General features: G+C 39.8%; 14 protein-coding genes and 1 pseudogene. 2 read left to right on the top strand and 13 right to left on the bottom strand.

Annotation, left to right across the window (positions count from 1 at the left end; genetic code table 11):
• Nucleotides 1-24: 24 nt before the first annotated feature.
• Genes Q7674_RS14770 through matP form a run of 3 tightly spaced genes read right to left on the bottom strand, consistent with a single transcriptional unit; the run spans nucleotide 25 to nucleotide 1,307 of the window.
• The gene (locus Q7674_RS14770; RefSeq protein ID WP_045062851.1) at nucleotides 25-426 is read right to left on the bottom strand and encodes a PPC domain-containing DNA-binding protein; all 402 of its coding nucleotides are present in this window, start codon (nucleotides 424-426) and stop codon (nucleotides 25-27) included.
• Between the two features lie 57 nt (nucleotides 427-483).
• A complete protein-coding gene (locus tag Q7674_RS14775) occupies nucleotides 484-789 on the bottom strand; it encodes a DUF3634 family protein (protein WP_008987063.1) in 306 nt (101 codons plus the stop codon).
• 53 nt (nucleotides 790-842) lie between these two features.
• Nucleotides 843-1,307: a macrodomain Ter protein MatP gene (matP, locus tag Q7674_RS14780; RefSeq protein ID WP_305422671.1), complete on the bottom strand. Its 465-nt coding sequence runs from the start codon at nucleotides 1,305-1,307 to the stop codon at nucleotides 843-845.
• Between the two features lie 194 nt (nucleotides 1,308-1,501).
• On the opposite strand from matP, the pseudogene Q7674_RS14785 reads away from it, so the two are divergent.
• Together Q7674_RS14785 and fabA are read left to right on the top strand one after the other, a co-directional pair.
• Nucleotides 1,502-3,236, top strand: a pseudogene (locus tag Q7674_RS14785) (AAA family ATPase).
• A 68-nt stretch (nucleotides 3,237-3,304) separates the two neighbouring features.
• Nucleotides 3,305-3,820, top strand: coding sequence for a bifunctional 3-hydroxydecanoyl-ACP dehydratase/trans-2-decenoyl-ACP isomerase (gene fabA, locus Q7674_RS14790; RefSeq protein ID WP_008987066.1), 516 nt, complete (start codon nucleotides 3,305-3,307; stop codon nucleotides 3,818-3,820).
• A 234-nt stretch (nucleotides 3,821-4,054) separates the two neighbouring features.
• Here fabA and rmf read toward each other — a convergent pair whose 3' ends face one another.
• From rmf to pepN, 10 genes are all read right to left on the bottom strand, one after another.
• Nucleotides 4,055-4,228 carry a ribosome modulation factor gene (gene rmf / locus Q7674_RS14795; RefSeq protein ID WP_008987067.1) on the bottom strand — a complete coding sequence of 58 codons (174 nt, stop codon included), beginning with the start codon at nucleotides 4,226-4,228 and terminating at the stop codon, nucleotides 4,055-4,057.
• A gap of 172 nt (nucleotides 4,229-4,400) precedes the next feature.
• A complete protein-coding gene (locus Q7674_RS14800; protein WP_305422673.1) occupies nucleotides 4,401-6,413 on the bottom strand; it encodes a DUF3466 family protein in 2,013 nt (670 codons plus the stop codon).
• A complete protein-coding gene (gene uup, locus Q7674_RS14805; protein WP_045062845.1) occupies nucleotides 6,413-8,341 on the bottom strand; it encodes an ATP-binding cassette ATPase Uup in 1,929 nt (642 codons plus the stop codon). The genes Q7674_RS14800 and uup overlap by 1 nt, the downstream gene beginning before the upstream one ends.
• A 5-nt stretch (nucleotides 8,342-8,346) precedes the next feature.
• Nucleotides 8,347-8,598, bottom strand: coding sequence for a glutaredoxin family protein (locus Q7674_RS14810; protein ID WP_045062843.1), 252 nt, complete (start codon nucleotides 8,596-8,598; stop codon nucleotides 8,347-8,349).
• The gene (rlmKL, locus tag Q7674_RS14815; protein ID WP_045062841.1) at nucleotides 8,598-10,736 is read right to left on the bottom strand and encodes a bifunctional 23S rRNA (guanine(2069)-N(7))-methyltransferase RlmK/23S rRNA (guanine(2445)-N(2))-methyltransferase RlmL; all 2,139 of its coding nucleotides are present in this window, start codon (nucleotides 10,734-10,736) and stop codon (nucleotides 8,598-8,600) included. The genes Q7674_RS14810 and rlmKL overlap by 1 nt, the downstream gene beginning before the upstream one ends.
• 1,029 nt (nucleotides 10,737-11,765) lie before the next feature.
• Complete coding sequence (locus tag Q7674_RS14820) at nucleotides 11,766-12,302, bottom strand: cell division protein ZapC (protein WP_305422677.1); 537 nt, start codon at nucleotides 12,300-12,302, stop codon at nucleotides 11,766-11,768.
• A gap of 249 nt (nucleotides 12,303-12,551) precedes the next feature.
• Nucleotides 12,552-13,562: a quinone-dependent dihydroorotate dehydrogenase gene (pyrD, locus tag Q7674_RS14825; RefSeq protein ID WP_008987073.1), complete on the bottom strand. Its 1,011-nt coding sequence runs from the start codon at nucleotides 13,560-13,562 to the stop codon at nucleotides 12,552-12,554.
• 347 nt (nucleotides 13,563-13,909) lie between these two features.
• On the bottom strand, nucleotides 13,910-18,733 hold the full coding sequence (locus Q7674_RS14830) for an NAD-glutamate dehydrogenase (RefSeq protein ID WP_107229575.1): 4,824 nt from the start codon (nucleotides 18,731-18,733) through the stop codon (nucleotides 13,910-13,912).
• Nucleotides 18,734-18,891: 158 nt separating this feature from the next.
• Nucleotides 18,892-19,116: a DUF2835 domain-containing protein gene (locus tag Q7674_RS14835; RefSeq protein ID WP_008987075.1), complete on the bottom strand. Its 225-nt coding sequence runs from the start codon at nucleotides 19,114-19,116 to the stop codon at nucleotides 18,892-18,894.
• Between the two features lie 92 nt (nucleotides 19,117-19,208).
• The gene (pepN, locus tag Q7674_RS14840; RefSeq protein ID WP_305422679.1) at nucleotides 19,209-21,833 is read right to left on the bottom strand and encodes an aminopeptidase N; all 2,625 of its coding nucleotides are present in this window, start codon (nucleotides 21,831-21,833) and stop codon (nucleotides 19,209-19,211) included.
• Between the last annotated feature and the right edge of the window lie 142 nt (nucleotides 21,834-21,975).

The raw sequence follows: 21,975 nt of genomic DNA on the forward strand, positions 1-21,975 counted from the left end.
GGCTTAACTTGTGATTATTAATCTCTATTCAACTAATTTTATTGTTAACTCTTCAAATTGTGTTTCGGTGTCAAATGCACGACTAAATACGAGATTAGAAAAAGAAGCTAAACAAATTTCAGCAGTATAAGACACAATACTCCCCTCCACTAAATGCCCGCCAATTACCTTACCTTTCACATCGGCAACCGATATATGAAGGTGAACATGTGATGGTGTTAATGTCCCTGATAACGTTAAAATTTCTAGTGGTCCTGCTAGCTCAATAGTTTTAGACTCATCAGCTAAACGTATAACAGCTTTTTTCAAGCAACCAACACACGAAAGTAATGAGCCAGCTTGTATCTGATTCTTTTGAATATACTGAAGTATGCTCTCTTTTAAATCAGTACCTTGGGTTAATCTAAATGCATGAGGAGTGATCAAAATGAAATATCTTATACTAGATGGGCGAGTGTAAACTCGCCCATTGAGAGGCTAAACTTAAGCCCGTTTGCCCTTTTTGCTTGGCTGCGAGCTATGAGGAAATACATTACGAATTCGTTGCTTGATCTTACCTGGAATATCTTTCGAAAAATCAATTTTAGTCGTAAATCGATTTTTATAGACTTTAATCTGCCCACTAAATGGCGTCTTATGAGCGATCTCTTTACATGATGTTTGAAAGCCTGTTGGTACATCACCTTTCGTCTTGGTTAACTCACCATTTTCAAACTTTAACACCATTATTGGACGATCTTTAAAGACAATAAAAATAACAACAACAGCTAAGACTAATACATACTCCATTACCTACTCCTTAGAAGATGGCTTCATAAAGAACAGCAACCACACAACAAAAATTATTCATTAAAAGGGTCGATGTTGAGCAGTTCTGTTAAATTATTCTTAATATCACTGACTTGCTTACTTGCTTGCTCGCTTCTATTGCTCTCACTTATCAGATATTCAATTGTATCAGATAGAGTTGAACCTAACTCTTGCGATTTTTCAGCTAACTTTTCCCAAACACGATAATCAAGATCGATGGACTTTTTACGAGTATGTACTTGTTCTGCATTAAAGTGACGTTTACGTTTTGCTCGAATGGCTTGTTTAAGCTTATTCTCCAGTTCAAGAGACATATTGGCATTGATCCAATCAATCACTTTGGTTGGTTCATGTTCAATATTAAATAACGCATCAACAGCAGATTCTGCTTCACTACGATCAACAAAACAGGTGATCGCTTCACCTTCCTTATGCTTCTTTACTAAATAAGCCCATTTCCAATAGGCTTCAAGATTTTCAAGCTGCTGATATTTCATAAGATTAATTCATTCTCATCATTCAACGAAACCACGTGACAGTGTAACCCTAGAGTTCCCAAATAACAATCCATGATCTAACATTAACTGGTTGTTTTTATGAAACATAAATATAGGTCATAAGTCTCTATTATGAGGTCTTTGATTGTTTTATACTGCTTACCTTTTCACAGTAACAATAGAAACCTAAATTTATGCATGAAGAATCTTGGCGTACAATGTTTCCTGATTACACTCAGTACCAGACGACTCTAGATCATTATAGCAATCTTGAACCTGCTTCCATCGGTACTCTTCAACCTCGACTATCAGATGCCGTACGTCGCTTCAGCGCGCTCAATTTACAGCCTCGCATTCTACGTATTACGGCGCCTGATAATACCTTGTACCGTGACTATATTATTGAACTCATAAAAAAATACCAATTCAATAGTAATAATAATACAACTTGCTCACAAACGAGTGAAAAAGAGCAGCCGATAATCATTGCGGGTGAAAATGTTACTGCCGAAAAATTGTTTGGTGCGGTTTACCCACCACTAGAGCAAAACACATTAGCAAAACCAAGTGTTAAGCATGGCTTATTGCATCAAGCTCATAATGGTTACCTGATTCTTTCTATTACGGCGCTGTTAAGTAATCCATCTTTATGGCCTCGCCTAAAAAGAACCCTTACTGATGGCGTATTAGAATGGGAAGCGTCAAATAAAAAAGTAGTAATTAACCTACCGCCAGCTGAAAAACTCAATGTTAAATTAGTAATTATCGGCGATCGTTACTTAATGGCAGAGCTAGACAGTGCAGAGCCAGATCTAAGTACAGGCTTTGCAATGTACGGTGAGTTTGAACAAGATTTATTACTTAACGATGCAAGCCTTGAAGATTACCTTGGCTATGTAAAAGCTATTATCGATCACCATCAATTACCACAGTTTGCAGATAGTGACGCTGTCACAGCTTTATTGAATGCCGAGTGCTCGTTATGCCGAAGACCAAACACGTTTACCGTTATGTTTACTATGGCATCTAAACCTGCTATCAGAAGCAAGCCTTGAATCAGACGGTAAAGTGATCACAGCAGCTAACATCAAAGCCTCTTTACGTGCTAAAGAATACCGTGAATCTTATTTACCAGAGCGTGCCATTGCAGACATTCACCACGGTCAGGTTCTTATCGCTAGTGATGGTAAAGAAATTGGTCAGGTTAACGGCTTAACTGTGGTTGAAATGCCTGGACACCCAACAGCTTACGGTGAGCCAGCTCGTATCTCTTGTGTTGTTCACTTTGGTGACGGCGATATTTCCGACGTTGAACGTAAAGTTGAACTAGGCGGTAATATTCACGCTAAAGGTATGATGATCATGCAAGCATTTGTTGCGACAGCACTCGACTTAGATCAGGCCTTACCCTACTCGGCTTCAATTGTATTTGAACAATCTTACTCAGAAGTTGATGGTGACAGTGCGTCATTAGCTGAGCTATGTGCATTAATGTCTGCACTGTCTTCTCAGCCAATTAACCAACAAATTGCTGTAACAGGTGCTGTCGATCAGTTTGGTCGTGTACAGGCTGTTGGTGGTATTAATGAGAAAGTTGAAGGTTTCTATAAGGTTTGTGTGCATCGCGGCCTAACTGGTAACCAAGGTGTGATCTTACCGAAGACGAACCTAAGTAACCTTTGCTTAAATGATGAGGTTATCGAAGCGATCAAAGCTAAGCAATTCCATATTTGGGCTGTTGAGAATGTAGATGAAGCAATTCCTCTTCTTACAGATAAACCATTCCGTAGTGAAAATGAAGAAGATGAGACAATCCTTTCTTTAATTGAGGAACGTATTGACTACTTCCACCACGGTGATTTATCTAATGAAGTGGGTATTTTGAACAAAATTCGGATCTGTATCGCAAACTGGTTTGTCCAGAACTGATCCGAGTTGTTAAGCTTACACGTGTACGCTAAATTGCTCCCATACTTTTCAAGGAGTTATTTATTCTAATGACACGCCAGCATTCTTATACACACGAAGAACTCGTCGCATGTGGCAATAGCGAACTTTACGGTCCAGATTTCCCATCATTACCATCAGATAACATGTTAATGATCGACCGTATTGTAAATATCACGGATAAAGATGGTGAGCACGGTAAAGGTTTTATCGTTGCTGAATTAGATATCAACCCTGACCTATGGTTCTTTAACTGTCACTTCAAAGGTGACCCAGTAATGCCAGGTTGTCTTGGTCTTGATGCAATGTGGCAGTTAGTTGGTTTCTTCTTAGGTTGGTCTGGTGGCGAAGGCAAAGGCCGTGCACTTGGTGTAGGCGAAGTAAAATTCACTGGTCAAATTCTACCAACAGCAAAGAAAGTGACTTACGAGATCCAACTTAAACGTGTTATTAATCGTAAGCTAATTATGGGTGTTGCAGATGGTCGTGTGCTGGTAGATGGTAAAGAAATCTATGTAGCAAAAGATCTTAAAGTGGGTCTTTTCAAAGATACTGACAACTTCTAATCGCTTTTCATCAATAAATTATTAAGCCCTGCTGCAGCAATGTATCAGGGCTTTTTTATCCACCAGCAAAATAAGATTGCTATCAATATAGAGATAAATTAGTTTTCACTGTTATTTTGATAGCTTTCTCTTAGGGATAAATAAAACCACTCTCTCTGCAATGCTATCTTTTTGACATTAAAAAGCCCCTTCTCCTAAGGGGCTGCAGAATAGGGTTTAACCATGAGGGAGGTATTATTTATAGAGACCTTGTTGCAAGTCTTCTCTTGCGTCTCGCCAACCACCTAGCCAGTTAGTACGGGCGTCTGTACCTTGGTACGGACATGCATCTGTAGAACGACCATTTAATCCGGCTTGATAACCTCGAGCCTGCGCACGTTCTAAACGATCCCGCTTTTGTCTCTTCATAGTTCGGTCCTCATCCTTATCTGTATATTACTTTTCATTACTATTACATAATGATGGAGTTTTTATGTCTCCACTTATAAAAATGGGTGATTACGAACAATTTTTCAAATATAAAAACGAAAAAAGCCCACAAAATGTGAGCTTGTATGAATAATGTAATTTCTTTAAAAAATTACTTTCTGCGACGGAAACCAATAAAGCCAAGCGCTGTCAAAGCTAAGATTCCAAGTGAACCACCAGAGCGTTTCACTGGTTCATCTTCTTGCTCTGCTCGCTTAATAATATCTGACGCCTTGGCTCCGTTGATTGGAGTTAGCTTAACTGATACATACTTTTCTGCACTAGCTTCACCACCATTACAGTAAGAGTTTTGACTAGTATTATCATAACCCTTTTCACAGTAAAGTGCCGTCGCTGAAATCACACCTGCATCATTAATGCCTGTAGCATTGATAATGCGGTATTTATTTGCATTTGAGTCTTGTTTGCCATCATTAACTAAATCATCAAGTAACCATGCATTTTTAGAAGCTAGAGCTTCACCTTGAGCAGCACCTGCAGTATAAGTAAACGCACGATGTTTACGCTCTACTTTTGTACCATTAGTTGTATCCACCCAACCTACGACTTGATCATGGTTGTTCACGGCTGATGCATGACTATTTGAATCTTTAAAGAATAAGCTTGGTACTAAATTATCAAGGAATTGTGCGCTTGAATCACCGATTTTGTACACATAAGCACGTAAAGGCTTCTCACCATTACCTTTTGCATCACCCACAATCATGGACTGATTATTTACAGCATTGGCAATTGTGTAAGTAAAGTCACGATCATCGCCTGGTTTAATTGACAGTCCAGGAACAAATGTACGTGTCCAAGAAGTTAAATCAGCATTATCAGCTTTGAAGTAAGCAGCTTGCATCGCATAAAAATCATCACGAACATTACTTGTTGAATAACCAGCAGCAAGCGGTAAACCATCAACTAACGCAACAGATTTTGCAGATGCTTGGAACGATAAATCTTCATTATCTCTATCAATAACAGCTAAACCATCACGCTGATCGCCTGAACCAGCTGAAATAGAGCCTGACTTAATATCACCATTTTCATCTACTAACCAAAAAGCAGCTTCATTAGCAAATGTACTAAACTGACATTCCCAATTTGCATATAAATTAGTTGAGCTATCTGTCGCACATGTTTTAAAACGGTTGAAATCTAATGTTGGAGTGCCAGTATTTAAAATATCTTCTACATTAGGTAGCTTATCTTCATCTTGACGTAGGTTGCCATTACCATCTTTCCCATAAAAACTTGGAGAATACGATGATGAGCCAACAACTAATAGTTGATCATTGAATAAAATACCGGCATTAGCTTGCGTTTGTCCCATATTAGATACAAGCGGACTTGCATCTTTTGCAACAGGAGCAAGTGAAACGTCATTTCCACCAACATTCACAAAACCGCGCTTATCAAATGCTCGAGGATTACCATGACTATTCTTAAATAATGCAGAAGATGTAATACCGTAAACGAAGTCACCAATAACACCGTTTACTGAACTATCAATACTTTCTTCTGCTGAACCATTAAAGCTACCAAGATTGTCTTTTTGGGTACCTTGATATTTGTCGGGATTAGAAGCAAATGTCGTTACAGGCGTACCATCAACTAAACCTTGAGAGTTTGATGAATACCCTTTAACCCATGCAGCAGATTTCTTTTGCAAACCACCCAGACCTGGCGCATTAAACTCATCATTCTTAGTATAACCAACACCAAAGAATTCACGTTTCGCCCAATCTTCACACGATTCATAGCCTAGGTTATAACTACAGTAACTCCATAATGAACTTTCATCGTTAACATGTTGTTCATTAGCATTATAAGCTACTGTCTCCTCAAGAGGCTTTCCTTGTGAACCACGAAGAGCCTGACCTGTAACCTTATACGTATTATTAGTACAATCAGTAGTAAAACAGCTTGCATCTGAACCTGAAGATTCAATACCAGTACTTACATACGTCAAAGCACGATCAGATTGAACAGGATAAGGCTGATTAACAAGTGTGCTATTCTCATTTACTTGTTGAATATCATAAACAGCGGCACTCGCTTGAGATGCACCTGCAACCAAAATAGCAAGCGTTGATAGTTTTAACATCTTATGTGGCATTAGGATTCCTTTTGCATTGCCTCTAGCTCTTCCCAACGTTCAAAAGCAACTTCAAACTCTGTTTCAATCTCAGCTAAGTGAGTCAAAACCGCTTGAGTATCATTGCTTGGGTTCGCGAAGAAATCAGGGTCATTAATTTTTTCCTGAAGCTCGGCAATTTCATTTTCCAAGTTTTCGATCTTTTGCGGCAAACCGTCTAATTCAACCTGAAGCTTGTAAGATAGCTTTTTCGTTGAACGTTGACGTTGAGTCTGACGCTGTTTCTGTTCTTCTTCTTTCTTTTTAGCTTGTTCGATTTCTGCTGCTTGCTCTTTTGCACGATTTGCATAAGAGTTTGCACGTTGAGATTGGGCATCATGGTAACCGCCAACGTATTCGTTAACAACGCCCTCACCCTCAAAAATCCAGCTTGTGGTCACAGTATTATCAACGAATTGACGATCGTGACTTACTAGAAGTAATGTTCCTTGATAGTTGGCAAGAATATCTTCTAAAAGTTCCAATGTTTCGATATCCAAATCGTTGGTTGGTTCATCGAGAACCAATAAATTATTTGGTTTTAGGAACAATTTAGCCAACAATAGTCGGTTCTTTTCACCACCAGACAGGGCTTTTACTGGTGTACGCGCACGACGTGGGTGGAATAAGAAATCTTGCAAGTAACCTAGCGCATGACGTGTTTTACCATTAATGGTCACTTCTTGCTTACCATCAGCAAGGTTATCCATTACGGTCTTCTCAGGATCAAGCACTTCACGGTATTGGTCAAAGTAAGCGACTTCAAGCTTTGTACCACAATGTAAGTTACCTTCTGTTGCTTGTAACTTATCAAGCATCAGTTTAATCAAGGTACTCTTACCACAGCCATTTGGACCAATTAACGCAATACGATCACCACGCATAACATTAAAGCTAAAGTCTTTAACGATTTGCTTATCACCATAGCTATAACCGATATTATTCGCTTCAAAGACAATCTTACCTGAGCGGTTTGCATCTTGAAGTTGCATGTCCGCTTTACCCACTACGTCACGACGTTCTGCACGTTCATTACGTAATGCTTTCAGAGCACGAACACGGCCTTCATTACGTGTACGACGAGCCTTAATACCTTGACGGATCCACACTTCTTCTTGTGCAAGTTTTTTGTCAAATAATGCGTTTTGCTCTGCTTCTACACGTAATAACTCTTCTTTCGCTTCTAAGTAACCTTCATAGTCACCAGGGAAAGAAACAAGTTGACCACGATCTAAGTCTACAATGCGCGTCGCCATTGAGCGGATAAATGCACGGTCATGGGAGATAAATACGATAGAACCACGGAAGTCTTTTAAGAAACCTTCTAACCATTCAATCGTTGTTACGTCTAAGTGGTTGGTTGGCTCATCTAGCAGCAAAATATCAGGATCACACACCAGTGCGCGCGCTAATGCGGCTTTACGCTGCCAACCACCAGATAAGTCTGTTAGCAGTGTGCTTGCATCTAACTTTAGGCTTTCAAGTACTGATGCAATGCGAGTATCAATTAACCAACCATTATTATGATCAACTTTCTCTTGAATACGAGCCAGTTTATTAATGTTAGCTTCAGTAGGTTCTGCAGTAACCAATTCTAATTGGTGGTGGTACTCACGAAGTACTGTACCCACTTCCGCTAAGCCTTCTGCAACGTAATCAAAAACGGTGCCTTCGGCATTACGTGGCGGATCTTGCTCTAAACGAGAAACCACCAGCTCATTTTGACGCTGAATGCTACCGTCATCTAAAAGAATGTCGCCAGCAATCACTTTCATTAACGTGGACTTACCCGCGCCATTACGACCCACAAGACAAACACGCTCATGAGGTTGCAGAAGAAATTCAGCTTTATCTAGTAATGCATGATCGCCGTAAGCCAGTTGAGCGTTACTAATTTTTATAAGTGCCATCGTAATTAACCAAGCTTATTAGTTGTTAACCATGTTTGTAATGTTTCTTTATCGAAGGGCCAGCCTAATTCAGAAACATTGTGTTCATGGTGTTGAATGGAGAGTACAGGTATGGTTACACCGTAACGAGAGAACAGTGCATCATCGAATGCGATATCAACAACTTCTATGTTGTCTTGAACCCCTACCTCTACGAGCAAGCTGTATGCCTGCTCGCAAAGGTGGCAGCCTTCCGTGCTATAAAGTGTGATTAACACTAGCCTTCCTTGTGAGTGATGATCCAACAGTTGTGAATTTGCTTGTTCTTAGCAAAATCCATTGGCAATGTTTTATCTGAAATGTTCTTCGCGTGTAAGCCAAGCTCATTCAGTTTATCTAAATCCATCTTGAAGTGACGTTTGTTATTTGAGAAAACAATTTGACCTTCAGGACGTAGCATACGTTTTAGGTTTTCCATCAACATGATGTGATCACGCTGAATATCAAACGACTGCTTCATACGCTTAGAGTTAGAGAACGTTGGTGGGTCAATGAAGATAAGATCAAATGTATCATCAACCTCTTGTAACCACTGTAGACAGTCAGCTTGAATAAACTCATGCTGAGAACCTACTTGGTTGTTCAGTTCCATATTCTCTTGTGCCCAACGAAGGTAGGTATTTGACATATCCACCGTTGTTGTTGTCTTAGCACCACCAACAGCCACATGCACACTTGCCGAGCCTGTGTATGAGAATAGGTTCAAGAAATCTTTACCCGGTGCCATCTTACCTAACATACGACGAGTAATACGGTGATCAAGGAATAGACCCGTATCTAGGTAATCATATAGATTAACTTTAAGCTCAACACCGTATTCCTCAACAACCATGTGACGTTCTGCACTTGATAGTTTCTGGTATTGGCTCTTACCTTTCTGACGCTCACGCACTTTAAGAATAACCTTGTTACTCTCAACGCCTGTTACTTCAATCGTTGCACGTAGAATATCCATGATACGACGACGAGCTAACTCTTCAGAAACAGACTTAGGTGCCGCATACTCTTGGATGATGATGTAATCTTTGTACTTATCAATCGCTGCGTTGTAGTTAGGAATGTCAGCATCATAAATACGGTAACATTCGATACCTTCACGCTTAGCCCATTTACCTAACTTGGCAATGTTCTTCTTCAAACGGTTAGCAAAATCTGGTGCTACCTCTTCTTGAACGATAACGCCTTCTGCTTGGCCTTCTTCTTTCTGAACACTACCTGCTGTGATTAAGTACGTCTTAAGCACACAATCTAACGCACCGTTACGAAGCTTAAATTGTTTGTCTGCACGCATACGCATACAGCTTAGTAATTCATTTGAACTTGAATAAATCGCAGCCACAGAGCCAGCAAACGCCAATTTCAAGCGGTTACCAAACTCTTTATAAAGCGAGATTAACTCAGGTGTTGTACCTAAACGCTCACCGTATGGCGGGTTACAAAGGATAACGCCTGTTTCAAAACCTTCAGGGCGAACAAGTTGAGTGGCATCGCCGTATTCAAAATCGATTAGCTCTTTAACACCAGCGCGACCTGCATTATCACGAGCAACCGCAAGTACACGACGATCCATTTCACGACCAAAGAACTTAGTCGTTACTTTTGCAGGACCACGGCGAGATTTCACCGTTGCTTCTGCATGAATTTCCATCCAAGCATCTTTATCGAAGTCTTTAATTGACTCAAAACCCCAACGCTTACGCTTAAGACCCGGTGCAATTTCAGCTGCCATCATTGCCGCTTCAATGAGCAACGTACCTGAACCACACATAGGATCGAGTAAAGGTTGCTCTGGTGACCAACCGCTCTTAATCACAAGAGCCGCAGCGTGGGTTTCACGTAATGGTGCTTTACCTGCTTCACTACGATAGCCTCGTTGGTGTAAACCACTGCCCGCCATATCAAGACCAAGAATACCTTTCTCGCCGGATAGACGCATGTGAACACGAAGATCTGGACGCTCACGATCGATATTTGGACGGCGTAAATCAGCTTTGGTAAAGCGGTCTACAATCGCATCTTTGATTTTCATTGCGCCGTATTGGCTGTTGCGGATTTCACGGTTAGTACCGTTAAAGTCAACCACGATGCGAGTATTGCTATCAAAATAGTTCATCCAATTGATAGCAGTTGCACCTAAGTACAGATCCATATCATCACGAACGTTAAATTCACTCAGTACTTGAATGATACGTGATGAGATACGTGTCCATAGACAACAACGGTAGGCTGTTGCTTGCTCTGCTTTGAAGCGGACACCAGCATGCACAACTTGAATATTCTGTGCACCTAATTGTTCTAATTCATCCGCCAGCAAGTTTTCAAGGCCGCGGGAAGTAATAGCTAGATATTGATTCATGGAGTTCTTTTCACACTAATATTGCGTGGAATTATAACCGAAATCACAAAAAATGCCTCGTCAAAACCGCTCTCAAATTGCTCATTTACGAAAATTTTTTTAGTCTTCAATCATAGAGTTCTGGATGTTATCACTTTAAACGACAAACACCTTGCCATTAGCTAATGACAAGCATCTATAACAACAATTACTAATGAACATAAAACCTAGTGATTCTTTCATGCCATCCCATTACAGTTTCTTCTTACTCATTATTCGATAAGACCAGCGATAGAATAACGACAACCCCATCATCCACCAGCATCAACAGTAATAATTACCCACTAAAAATCAATAACTAATAGGTATTTATCCGTTATTTGTAAACTATCAGTTAGCACTATTCCTTACGTTAAACCACATGGAGGAATAATTTATTCCATCGTTATCACGATATATTTCTGCTGTTTATTCCTATTATTTTCATAGTGGAGAAATGTGATAAATGAGGAAATAAAGATAAATGAAACGCAATGTAACAGAAAAATTAATGCCTATTTGTTGCGGTAATTTGCCTTTATTCGCAATGGAAATAGTCACTTTTAATAAGAGAACTTTGATATTGATAGCAGTTTTTAGGCTGTTTTTTAAACAAATGTATTTAACTATATCGCGATTTATTTAGCACTAATCTGAAACATTAGACATTATTTGTATCTAGCCCCAATTAATAGCTCCTACTCTGCCAATAGGTATAAGCATTAGGAAAATAGAATTATTGAGTCTGAAATTTTCAATTCATCAGGAAAAGCGAGTAAGAGGCATGATGCTTGATGGTACATCAGAGATATGTAAGTAAGGTGGTTATGTGTTAGCGAGCAATACCGAAATAGACGTTTCGATAAATTAAATCGTTAGAAAAGAGATGAGCGAGCTTAGTCTAGCCGCTATAGGAAAGAATAAATAATGCTAGATAACCTACTAACTTATCAGGGGAATTTTCTGAATTGCATGATAAGAATTTACTCAAATAAGCTTTAACGTTACTCTTTAGCCAACAAGGGCATAATGCTGCTCACTTTCTACAAAACAGGGAGCCATTCGGTCATTCATTACTTTAATCGTATCGCAGAACTGCATTGTTTTAGCACCATCCAAATCAACAGTAGCCACGTCAGCAAGCATGCATAGACTAGCGGTACCATTATTTTCGATCACAACATAATGTGCAGTGCATGATGCTGTCATTAAACTCACTACTTCACCCTGCTCTGGTTCAACACCTTGTTGAGGCGCAAAATACCAGCTTTTAGGCATAATAGGCTTATGGAAACGTCTTGCTGCTGTTGCATTAAGTGCTAATTCACACTTACGTGCTTCAGAGATAGGTAATTGAGCAAACTGCTCTTGGAAATTTTGATAAGCTTCAATATCGTCGACATTAAAAATATCACTCACTTTTGCTTCTGGTGTCAGTAGCTTAGTCAGTAGTGCTACACGAAAAAGCATATCATTCCCTAATTCAAGCATTAGGGAATTCATATCAGTATCAAAATACCATTTCCATGAATTATCTGGCTTTAACACGTTCCGACTCCTAAAAGATAGTGGTTTATTTTATATCTGTGACCATATGGAGAAAATTTAATCTGATTTTACTCGTACTACCTAAAATAAAAAGGGGAAAATAACTGAGTATTTATGTATACATCATTTGTATATTTAATACACAGCTTATATTGAGTACATAATTAAAAACCCAACCTAGTATCTACTAAGTTGGGTTTTCAAATGTCAGACAAATTTTAAAATTTATAATCTGTCAGTCAATTCGTATTAAAGACCGTTCACAATGTCTTTTACTAAACGAGGACCGTGGTAAATGAAACCAGAGTAAACTTGAACAAGGCTTGCCCCTGCCATCATCTTCTCACGAGCAGAAATTGCCGAGTCGATACCACCAACACCAATGATTGGGATCTCACCTTTTAGTGCTTCTGCCATTTTTCGGATAACTTCAGTACTTTTGTTTTGCAAAGGGCGACCACTTAGGCCACCCACTTCATCGCAATGCTCCATTCCTTGAACCAGAGAGCGATCTAATGTGGTGTTAGTACCGATAACGCCATCAATTTTATTGCGGATCAAAGAATCACATACTTGTAGAATTTCATGATCATCAAGATCTGGCGCGATCTTAAGTGCGAGTGGTACATATTTGCCATGTTTCTCTGCAAGCTCTGCTTGTTTCTCTTTAAGTTGAGATAACAGATCATCTAATGCTTCACCATACTGTAGGCTGCGAAGCCCCGGAGTATTTGGTGATGAAATGTTTACCGCAATGTATCCTGCATATTGATACACTTTATCCATGCAAATAAGGTAATCTTCAGCACCCTTTTCAATTGGTGTGTCTTTATTCTTACCAATGTTAATGCCGATAATGCCGTCGTATTTTGCTTTCTTTACATTCTCAACTAAGTTATCAACACCAAGGTTATTAAAACCAAAGCGGTTGATGATGCCTTCAGCTGGGATCAAACGGAAAAGACGCGGTTTATCATTACCAGGTTGAGGACGTGGGGTTACTGTCCCTACTTCCACAAAACCAAAACCCATAGCACCAAATGCATCAATACATTCGCCATTTTTATCAAGGCCAGCAGCTAGACCAACAGGGTTTTTAAAAGTCAGTCCCATGACTTCAACAGGACGTTCAGGAAGGTGTTGACGATAGAAAAGATCTAATGGAGTTCCAGTGAAACGAGAAAAGTTCTCGATAGCGAGGTCGTGTGCCTTTTCAGCATCCAACTGAAAAATAGCAGAACGTGCGATACGATATAGCATTGTAACTCCAATATAAGTCCCGAATAAACGGGATGGTATTATTCACATTTCCTCCTCTAACATCAATCGTTATTTTTTTGATTATTGTCAATAATTCAGTAACTTAGAAATTAAACCTTTGTTTAACAATAAGTTATAGATTGGTGATTTCATAAAAAATTACACTTTAATGCAAACGTTTTCTTTTTGTTTGAAAAGACCTGCTTGTAAATACGCGATAAGTGACAATGTCACTCAAAGTTAGTCCTTTACCTTACTTTTGCGACGTGGCTACTCTTAGTCTCGACACCATATCGCTACACTGTCACTTATATTTGTTACAACGTAGCGATATTTTGCCTGCTTTATTAACTAGTCGGTCGTGAATTTAGATTAAGAATCGTTAGTTCTCGTAAAGCGACTGAAAATTTAGCAAATTCATGGGCATTCCCTACCTTAAATTCCGCTAATACACTATCCCATCGATGAATTGCTTTCTTATGTTGCTCCATCCATAAGGCAATGCTCTCCTCTGGCTCTGCTTTACTTGTCATCAGAACAGCCGTGGTAAGTTGACGTTGTTGCCAGTCCAAATCTTCTCTAAACGATGCTCTCGCTAACGCTTGCCAGTTATTCTCTACACTTTGATTTTGAATTTGCTTTAAGAACCAATGTAAAGACAGCTTTGCCCCTAGTACAAAGTAGACACGGGCAATATGTGATGTATCCACTTCCATCGTTTTAGCTATTTGTGCTATATCCATTGCTGAATACAAACTTGTTAACCGTGCAATGTTTTTGGCAAGCTGATCAGGTACGCCTTGATCTATCATCTCTTTGGCTTGTTGCTCATGTTCAATGACTTCTTGCGTTACAAGGTAACTATCTAGATGATGGCGAAGTTGTTCAACAAAGGGTTGATAGAAGACTATTTGTTGCTCTATTCCTAGCTTGTGCTCCCTATTACGTAGAAACCATCGTGTTACTCGTCGCAACATGCGTCTTGAACGATAAAGCATTTCATATTGGATTTGTGCAGAGACTTTATTATCCAAATCCCGAATATCACTAAACAGTTCGTCAAAATTAAAGATCTCTCGTCCTATTGAATAAGAAGCGGAGATGTCATTAATGGTTGCCCCCGTTTCTTCTTGTAAACGAGTGACAAAGTTACACCCCATCTCATTTGACATTTGGTTCGCTAATGAGGTCGCAATCAGTTCTCGGCGCAAAGGATGTTGTTCCATCTGCATACGATAGTTATCTTGCAAAAATCGGGGGAAATAAGCAGGCAATAATCGGGAATGATATGGATCGCTCGCGATATCATGATTTACAAGCTTTTCTTTTAATACCATCTTTCCGTAAGCCACCAGCACTGCTATTTCAGGCCGCGTAAGCCCTATGCCAGATTTTTCTCGCTCTGCTAATGCTTCATCATCAGGTAAATATTCCAAACTGCGATCTAACTTACCATGACGCTCTAATTGGTGGATAAAACGGGTCTGCTCCTTGAGTAATTGAACTTGTTGTTGCTCAGTCACCGATATGGATTCACTTTGCCGATAAGCATCATCGAGGACAATCTCACTGACTTCATCTTCCATATTTTCTAAGATTGTATTGCGTTGCTTAAATGTCATTTCATCAGCTGAAACTAAACTATTAAGTAAGATCTTAATGTTTACTTCATTATCTGAGCAGTCCACGCCACCCACATTATCAATAAAGTCGGTATTTACACGTCCACCAGCCTTAGCAAACTCAACCCGACCTAGTTGTGTAAAGCCAAGATTACCGCCTTCTCCGACAATTTTGGCTCTGAGTTGTTCACCATCAACACGTAAAGCATCATTAGCACGATCACCAACATCGGTATGAGTTTCTTTACTTGATTTGATATAAGTGCCAATACCGCCATTCCACAATAAATCTACATCCATTTGTAAAATTAAGTGAATTAACTCATTGGGTGTACAACTTTGTTTTCGCGTTTGTAGCAAGGTTTGTACTGCTGGAACAAGTTTGATCGCTTTGCTTTTACGAGAGAAGATCGCACCACCTTCTGAAAACAATTTTCGATCATAATCGTCCCAACTGGATCGTGGTAATTCAAATAAGCGCTTTCTCTCTTGCCAACTAACCGTTACATCTGGATCCGGATCGATAAAAATATGTTGATGGTTAAAAGCGGCCACTAAGCGAATGTGCTTAGATAACAACATACCGTTACCAAACACATCACCTGCCATATCACCTATACCAATGCAGCTAAAATCCGTGGTTTGGCAATCAACACCTATTTCCCTGAAGTGACGTTTAACTGACTCCCATGCACCTTTAGCGGTAATGCCCATTTTCTTATGGTCATAGCCGTTAGAGCCACCAGAAGCAAAGGCATCACCCAACCAAAAGTCATAATCAGCCGCTAATGAATTCGCGATATCTGAAAACGTTGCCGTTCCTTTATCCGCAGCAACAACCAAATAAGGATCGTCTTCATCATGGCAAACAACATTGGCTGGTGGCTGACAATGACCATCAATGACGTTATCGGTTACATCTAATAAGCCGCAAATAAAGCGTTTATAACAAGCTTTACCTTCCGTTAAGATCTCTTCTCGTGTTGTTAATTGCGGCTGACGCTTACAAATAAAACCGCCTTTAGCCCCAACAGGCACAATAACGGTATTTTTTACTTGCTGCGCTTTAACCAAGCCTAATATCTCGGTACGGTAATCTTCTTGCCTATCAGACCAACGAAGGCCACCACGTGCGACCTTTCCACCGCGTAAATGGACGCCTTCAAAGTTAGGTGAATAAACAAAAATCTCGTAATTAGGTACAGGAGCAGGAATTTCAGGTATTGCGGTTGGGTTTAATTTCAGAGATAACCAAGGTTTAGGCTTACCTTGTTCTGTTTTTTGGTAAAAATTGGTCCGTAACGTTGCTAATATCAGATCCATATAGCGACGAATGATCCTATCATCATCAAGGCTTTCTACATCTTCCAAGCTTTCGATGATCAGTTTGATCAAACTTTGCTCTGCTTTCTCACTATATTTAAAGCTTGGATCAAAACGAAGTTTAAACAAAGACACCAGATTACAAGCAAGTTCGCAATGGTTATTCAATGTATCTTCTATGTATTGCTGGCTAAATGGAAAGCCGACTTGCCGCATATAACGGGCATAACTACGTAAAATGGTAATTTCTCGCCCTGATAAGCCAGAGCGAAGTACCAATCGGTTAAAGCCATCACTCTCTAACTCTCCGTGCCAAATATCAGAAAATGCATCTTGGAATCTATCTCTGGCTTCTGATAAATCAAAGTCATTTGCTACATGGTGCAACATGGCAAAATCTAAGATCCAATTCACCACGCCATCTGCTGTGATCACTTGATATGGCGACTCACCTATAACTCGCAGGCCTAAATTCTCAAGCATGGGCATAACATCAGATAGATGAATAGGCTCATTTCGATGAAACAGTTTTAGCTTCACCGCGGTAGAATCTGCAGACTCTTCTTGAGGCCGATAAAACAACATACCTAGCTTATTATTTTCATCTAGCCTTTCGAGCTGAAGTACATCAGCCACCGCAGATCCAGGTAACATTTGCTCTTTATACGAACGAGGGAATGCTTTGGAATAGTTTTTAGCAATGGGGATCCCTTTGCTTTCACCGAAATTAGCCACGAGCGACTGAGTGATGCGATCTTCCCATGAAGCTACTGCAACACCTAAGTTATGCTCGATGGATTTCACATCAATATCAAAGTTATTATTTGGTACACGAACAATATAGTGGGTTCTTGCAAGCGGGCTGACTGAAAAGAAAGTGGTGAACTCAACGGTTTGGCTCGATCCTAAATAATCTTTTAATACTGTTTGGATCTTCCGTCTTAATTCAGTGTCATACCGCTCTTTGGCAACATACACCATACATGAAAAAAAACGCCCAAAAGGATCCCGCCTTACAAACAATCTGAGTAAGTCCCGATCCTGCATCCGTACAACCCCCATCCCGACATCAAGCATCTCTTCTTCTTTGGCTTGAATTAGCTCATCTCTTGGATAGGTTTCTAATACATTATTTAATGCTTTCCATGAGTGAGAACCCTCTGGATAACTACTTGCTGCTAAGATCCGTTTTACGCGATTGCGAATCAAGGGTATGTGCATTGCCGTTTGATGATAAGCAGTTGAGGCATATAAACCGATAAAACGATGTTCGCCAATCACATTCCCCTTACGGTCAAAACGTTTGATACCAACGTAATCAATATAAGCAGGACGATGAATGCGAGATTTGGCGTTACTTTTGGTAAGGATCAATAAATCAGGCTTTTGCGCTTCAATACGAGCAGACTCAGGTAAGCTTGATAAATTTAACGGACGAGCATGACGAAGCTTCTTTAGTAACCCTAAGCCTAGTTCTTTGGTCGGGGTTAATTGATAATCCCCTTGAATCGGTTTCAAGTCATAACAGTGATAGCCCATGAAGGTAAAGTTATGATCCGCTACCCACTCTAAAAATTCGATCGCTTCTTCACAATATTGTTCTTCTACTGGTAATTGGGCGACTCTCAGCTCTTTGATGATTTGATACATCTTGTTTTGCATTGATTGCCAATCAGCGACTACTAATTCAATGTCTTTCAATACCGCCTCTAGCTCATCACGTAGCGAGGCCATTTCTTCTTTCTTGGTTAAGCGATCCACTTCAATATGGAAAAGAGTCTGTAGCTCGCCGTTATCGCCACAAGCTTTAATTATATTGTTTTTATTATCTCGCTCGAAATGGTAAGGCCCATTGAGCATCAAGTGACTAGTAATATCAAGGCGATTTAATGTCATACGAACAGAGTCAACCAGAAATGGCTTATCTGGCATGACGATTTCAACCACAGTATGAGTCGACTTCCAACCATGACGACTTAATGTTGGGTTATAAACACGAACTGATATTTTATCTGGCTTATTTTTAACAAGATGATGCCATAAACTCAGTACAGCACCATAGAGATCAGATTCATTACGTTGTAGTAAATCATCTTCAGCAAGTTGATTTAAAAGGCGTTTAGCAAAGACATCCACTAAAGGTTGTTGCGCACTGTCTACTTTTGTTTTGATCAATCCATAAACTTTATCAAGTAAAACAGGAACAACATTTTCAGGTGCATTCATAATGAAAAACCCCTATTTATTATTATCTTATATAAGTATAGATAAGGATTTTCTTGGAAGTGTTTCGAAAAAAATACATCACTGCATTTTGCTAATGATATATCTTGATTAAAAAAGATTGGGAAATGAGTGAGAGCTAATACAGCTAAAAGTACAGATTAATCAGAAAGTTTAGTTAACGTCGTAAGCTTATTATTCTCATCGACAGCTACTTGAAAACGCCCTTTAACCCCCATTTGGGTCAGGAATGGTCGTAGTCTTACTGCTGGGAGTTGAAGTTTTAAACCGTTTTCTGTCATCACAACCACACTGCTGGCAGCGCCTGAATAATGCTGAAGAAAAGTTTGATAAGTAATATTTACACGAAAAATAAAACTACGCATGTTCCCTACTGTACATATCCATTTATTATTAAAAGAAAAGCCAAGCATCAAAGATATTGAATACTTGGCTTTATGTTTTAGCTAATCACAGATTATTGCTCAAGCGCTTTTTGCACTTTCTCAAACAGATCTTTCGCTAAGTTATCTAATACCGATAACTTCTCAAGCTCGCTACGCATTAATTGCTGACGTGCTTCATCGTATTGGCGATACTTTAAGAACGGTTCAATCAAACGTGAAGCCACTTGTGGGTTACTGGTATTTAACGCCGTTAGAATTTCAGTTAAGAACGCATAACCTGAACCATCTTTCGCATGGAAACGTGCTGGGTTATTAGCACAGAAACTTGCTACTAAACTACGAGTACGATTCGGATTCTTCAAGCTAAATGCAGGATGATTCATGGTGTTACGTACATTTTCCAATGCGTTTTCAGCAGGATTTGTACCTTGTAACATGAACCATTTATCCATCACTAGGCCATCATGCGTCCACTTATCGCTAAAATCAGCCATTTGTGCTTCACGACAAGGCAATTGCGCATTGTTAGCTGCAGACATCGCTGCCATGGTATCAGTCATATTATCTGCAGCAGCATATTGCGCAGTAACCAAGTCATTGCCTGTTGCTGTATGTGCTAGGTAAGACAAGCACTTATTACGTAACGCACGTTTTGCCATTGCAGCATGATCTAAACTGTATTCGCCTTGCGCTAAGCTACGGTAAATCGCCAGTAACTCATCTTCCATATCAGTTGCTAAGATTTGAGTTAACGCACCAACAACCGCATTAATCGCATCTACATCTACTTGCTTATACCAGCCAGCAATTTCATTTTCGCTTGGCAGAGTTAGCATTTCGGCAATAAACGCAGGATCTAGATTTTCATCAAGTAATGCACCACGGAATGCATCTACAACGGCTTCTGGTAGTTCTACAGCATTACCTGCCTGAACCACAGCAACGTTTTTCCGAATGTATTTCGCTAGTAGCATTTGACCAGCATCCCAACGCGCAAACTCGTTACGTGCGTGGATCATCAAGAAGATCAATTCTTGATCTGAGTAGTCATATTCTAAGATCACTGGCGCTGAGAATTCACGAAGCATGGAAATCACAGGTTGTTCAGCAACATTTTCAAATACGAAAGTTTGCTCTTCTTCTTTAACATCTAATACGTTGTGAACAGGCTTACCGTTAGATTGCAGTGCAATTACCTCACCTTTGCTATCGTAAAGCTCGATATCAAATGGAATGTGCAGCGGTAGTTTCTCTTCCTGTCCTGCTGTTGGTGGTGTTTGCTGTTTAACAGTGACGCTGTAACTCTTGTTATCTGCATCATAAGCAGTTTCTACTGCTACAACAGGCGTACCCGCTTGGCTATACCAACGACGGAAACGAGATAAATCAATACCTGATGCATTTTCCATGGCTTGAACAAAATCGTCACAAGTTGCTGCAGTGCCATCATGACATTCAAAGTACAACTTCATACCTGCTTGGAAATTCGCTTCACCTAATAAGGTGTGCATCATGCGGATCACTTCGCTACCCTTTTCATACACAGTTAATGTGTAGAAGTTATTCATCTCAATCACTTTTTCAGGACGAATTGGGTGCGACATTGGACCACGATCTTCTGCAAACTGAGGACCACGCACAATACGTACATTAGCAATACGATTTACAGGACGAGAGCCAAGATCTGATGAGAACTCTTGATCACGGAATACCGTTAAACCTTCTTTTAGGCTTAACTGGAACCAATCACGACAAGTCACACGGTTACAGGTCCAGTTATGGAAGTATTCGTGACCGATAACCGCTTCAATACCTTGATAATCACTATCTGTTGCTGTTTTTGGATTGGCTAATACAAACTTAGAGTTAAAGACATTCAGACCTTTGTTTTCCATTGCGCCCATGTTGAAGAAATCAACGGCCACAATCATGTAGATATCTAAATCGTATTCAAGACCAAAACGCTCTTCATCCCACTTCATTGAATTTTTCAATGAAGTCATAGCGTAATCTGCGCGATCAAGGTTGCCTTTATCAACGAAGATTTCTAATTCTACGTTACGACCACTCATGGTTGTGTAGTTATCACGTAAAACGTCAAAGTCACAAGCTACTAGCGCGAAAAGGTAAGATGGTTTTGGGAATGGGTCTTGCCATTGAACCCAGTGGCGACCATTATCTAAATCACCTTCGGCAATACGGTTACCATTGCTTAATAAGAAAGGAAATGCTGCTTTATCTGCAATGATCTTAGTGGTAAAACGCGCAAGCACATCTGGACGATCAAGGTAGTAAGTAATACGACGGAAACCTTCCGCTTCACATTGGGTACAGAAACCACCACCCGACTTATATAAACCTTCTAAAGCCGTGTTAGCTTCAGGGTTAATCATGGTTACGATAGTTAAATCAAATTCAGCCGGAAGATCTGATAACACTAAATGTCCATCTTCTTTCGCATACGCTGACCATGCTTCTCCATTAACAGTAACACTGACCAATTCTAATTCATCACCGTCTAACACTAATTTCGCATCAGCGTTATCACCCATACGAACCACTTTACTTTGTGCCGTTACTTGGGTTTTGGTGTCATTAAGATCAAACGTTAAATCGATATCCGTAATGGTGTAATCAGGCTTACGGTAATCAGAACGGTATTTTGCGGTAGGCTGTGTAGACGTCTGCTCTGTCATTCTTATTTTCCTTGGTTAATGGTTCTACCTAACGTTGCGTTTATAGAACGACCAAATAATCAGTTTGTTTGACACTATAACGTTCAAACAAGAATTAGTATCAACTATATACGATAGTTTTTATCTCGATCCGGCAAATACT

Origin of the sequence: Photobacterium leiognathi (assembly GCF_030685535.1) — a bacterium.
GTDB lineage: Bacteria > Pseudomonadota > Gammaproteobacteria > Enterobacterales > Vibrionaceae > Photobacterium > Photobacterium leiognathi.

Coding starts and splice junctions, on each gene's coding strand:
- Q7674_RS14775 (WP_008987063.1), bottom strand. CDS start 789: ATGGAGTATGTATTAGTCTTAGCTGTTGTTGTTATTTTTATTGTCTTT.
- matP (WP_305422671.1), bottom strand. CDS start 1,307: ATGAAATATCAGCAGCTTGAAAATCTTGAAGCCTATTGGAAATGGGCT.
- fabA (WP_008987066.1), top strand. CDS start 3,305: ATGACACGCCAGCATTCTTATACACACGAAGAACTCGTCGCATGTGGC.
- rmf (WP_008987067.1), bottom strand. CDS start 4,228: ATGAAGAGACAAAAGCGGGATCGTTTAGAACGTGCGCAGGCTCGAGGT.
- Q7674_RS14800 (WP_305422673.1), bottom strand. CDS start 6,413: ATGCCACATAAGATGTTAAAACTATCAACGCTTGCTATTTTGGTTGCA.
- uup (WP_045062845.1), bottom strand. CDS start 8,341: ATGGCACTTATAAAAATTAGTAACGCTCAACTGGCTTACGGCGATCAT.
- rlmKL (WP_045062841.1), bottom strand. CDS start 10,736: ATGAATCAATATCTAGCTATTACTTCCCGCGGCCTTGAAAACTTGCTG.
- pyrD (WP_008987073.1), bottom strand. CDS start 13,562: ATGCTATATCGTATCGCACGTTCTGCTATTTTTCAGTTGGATGCTGAA.
- Q7674_RS14830 (WP_107229575.1), bottom strand. CDS start 18,733: ATGAATGCACCTGAAAATGTTGTTCCTGTTTTACTTGATAAAGTTTAT.
- Q7674_RS14835 (WP_008987075.1), bottom strand. CDS start 19,116: ATGCGTAGTTTTATTTTTCGTGTAAATATTACTTATCAAACTTTTCTT.
- pepN (WP_305422679.1), bottom strand. CDS start 21,833: ATGACAGAGCAGACGTCTACACAGCCTACCGCAAAATACCGTTCTGAT.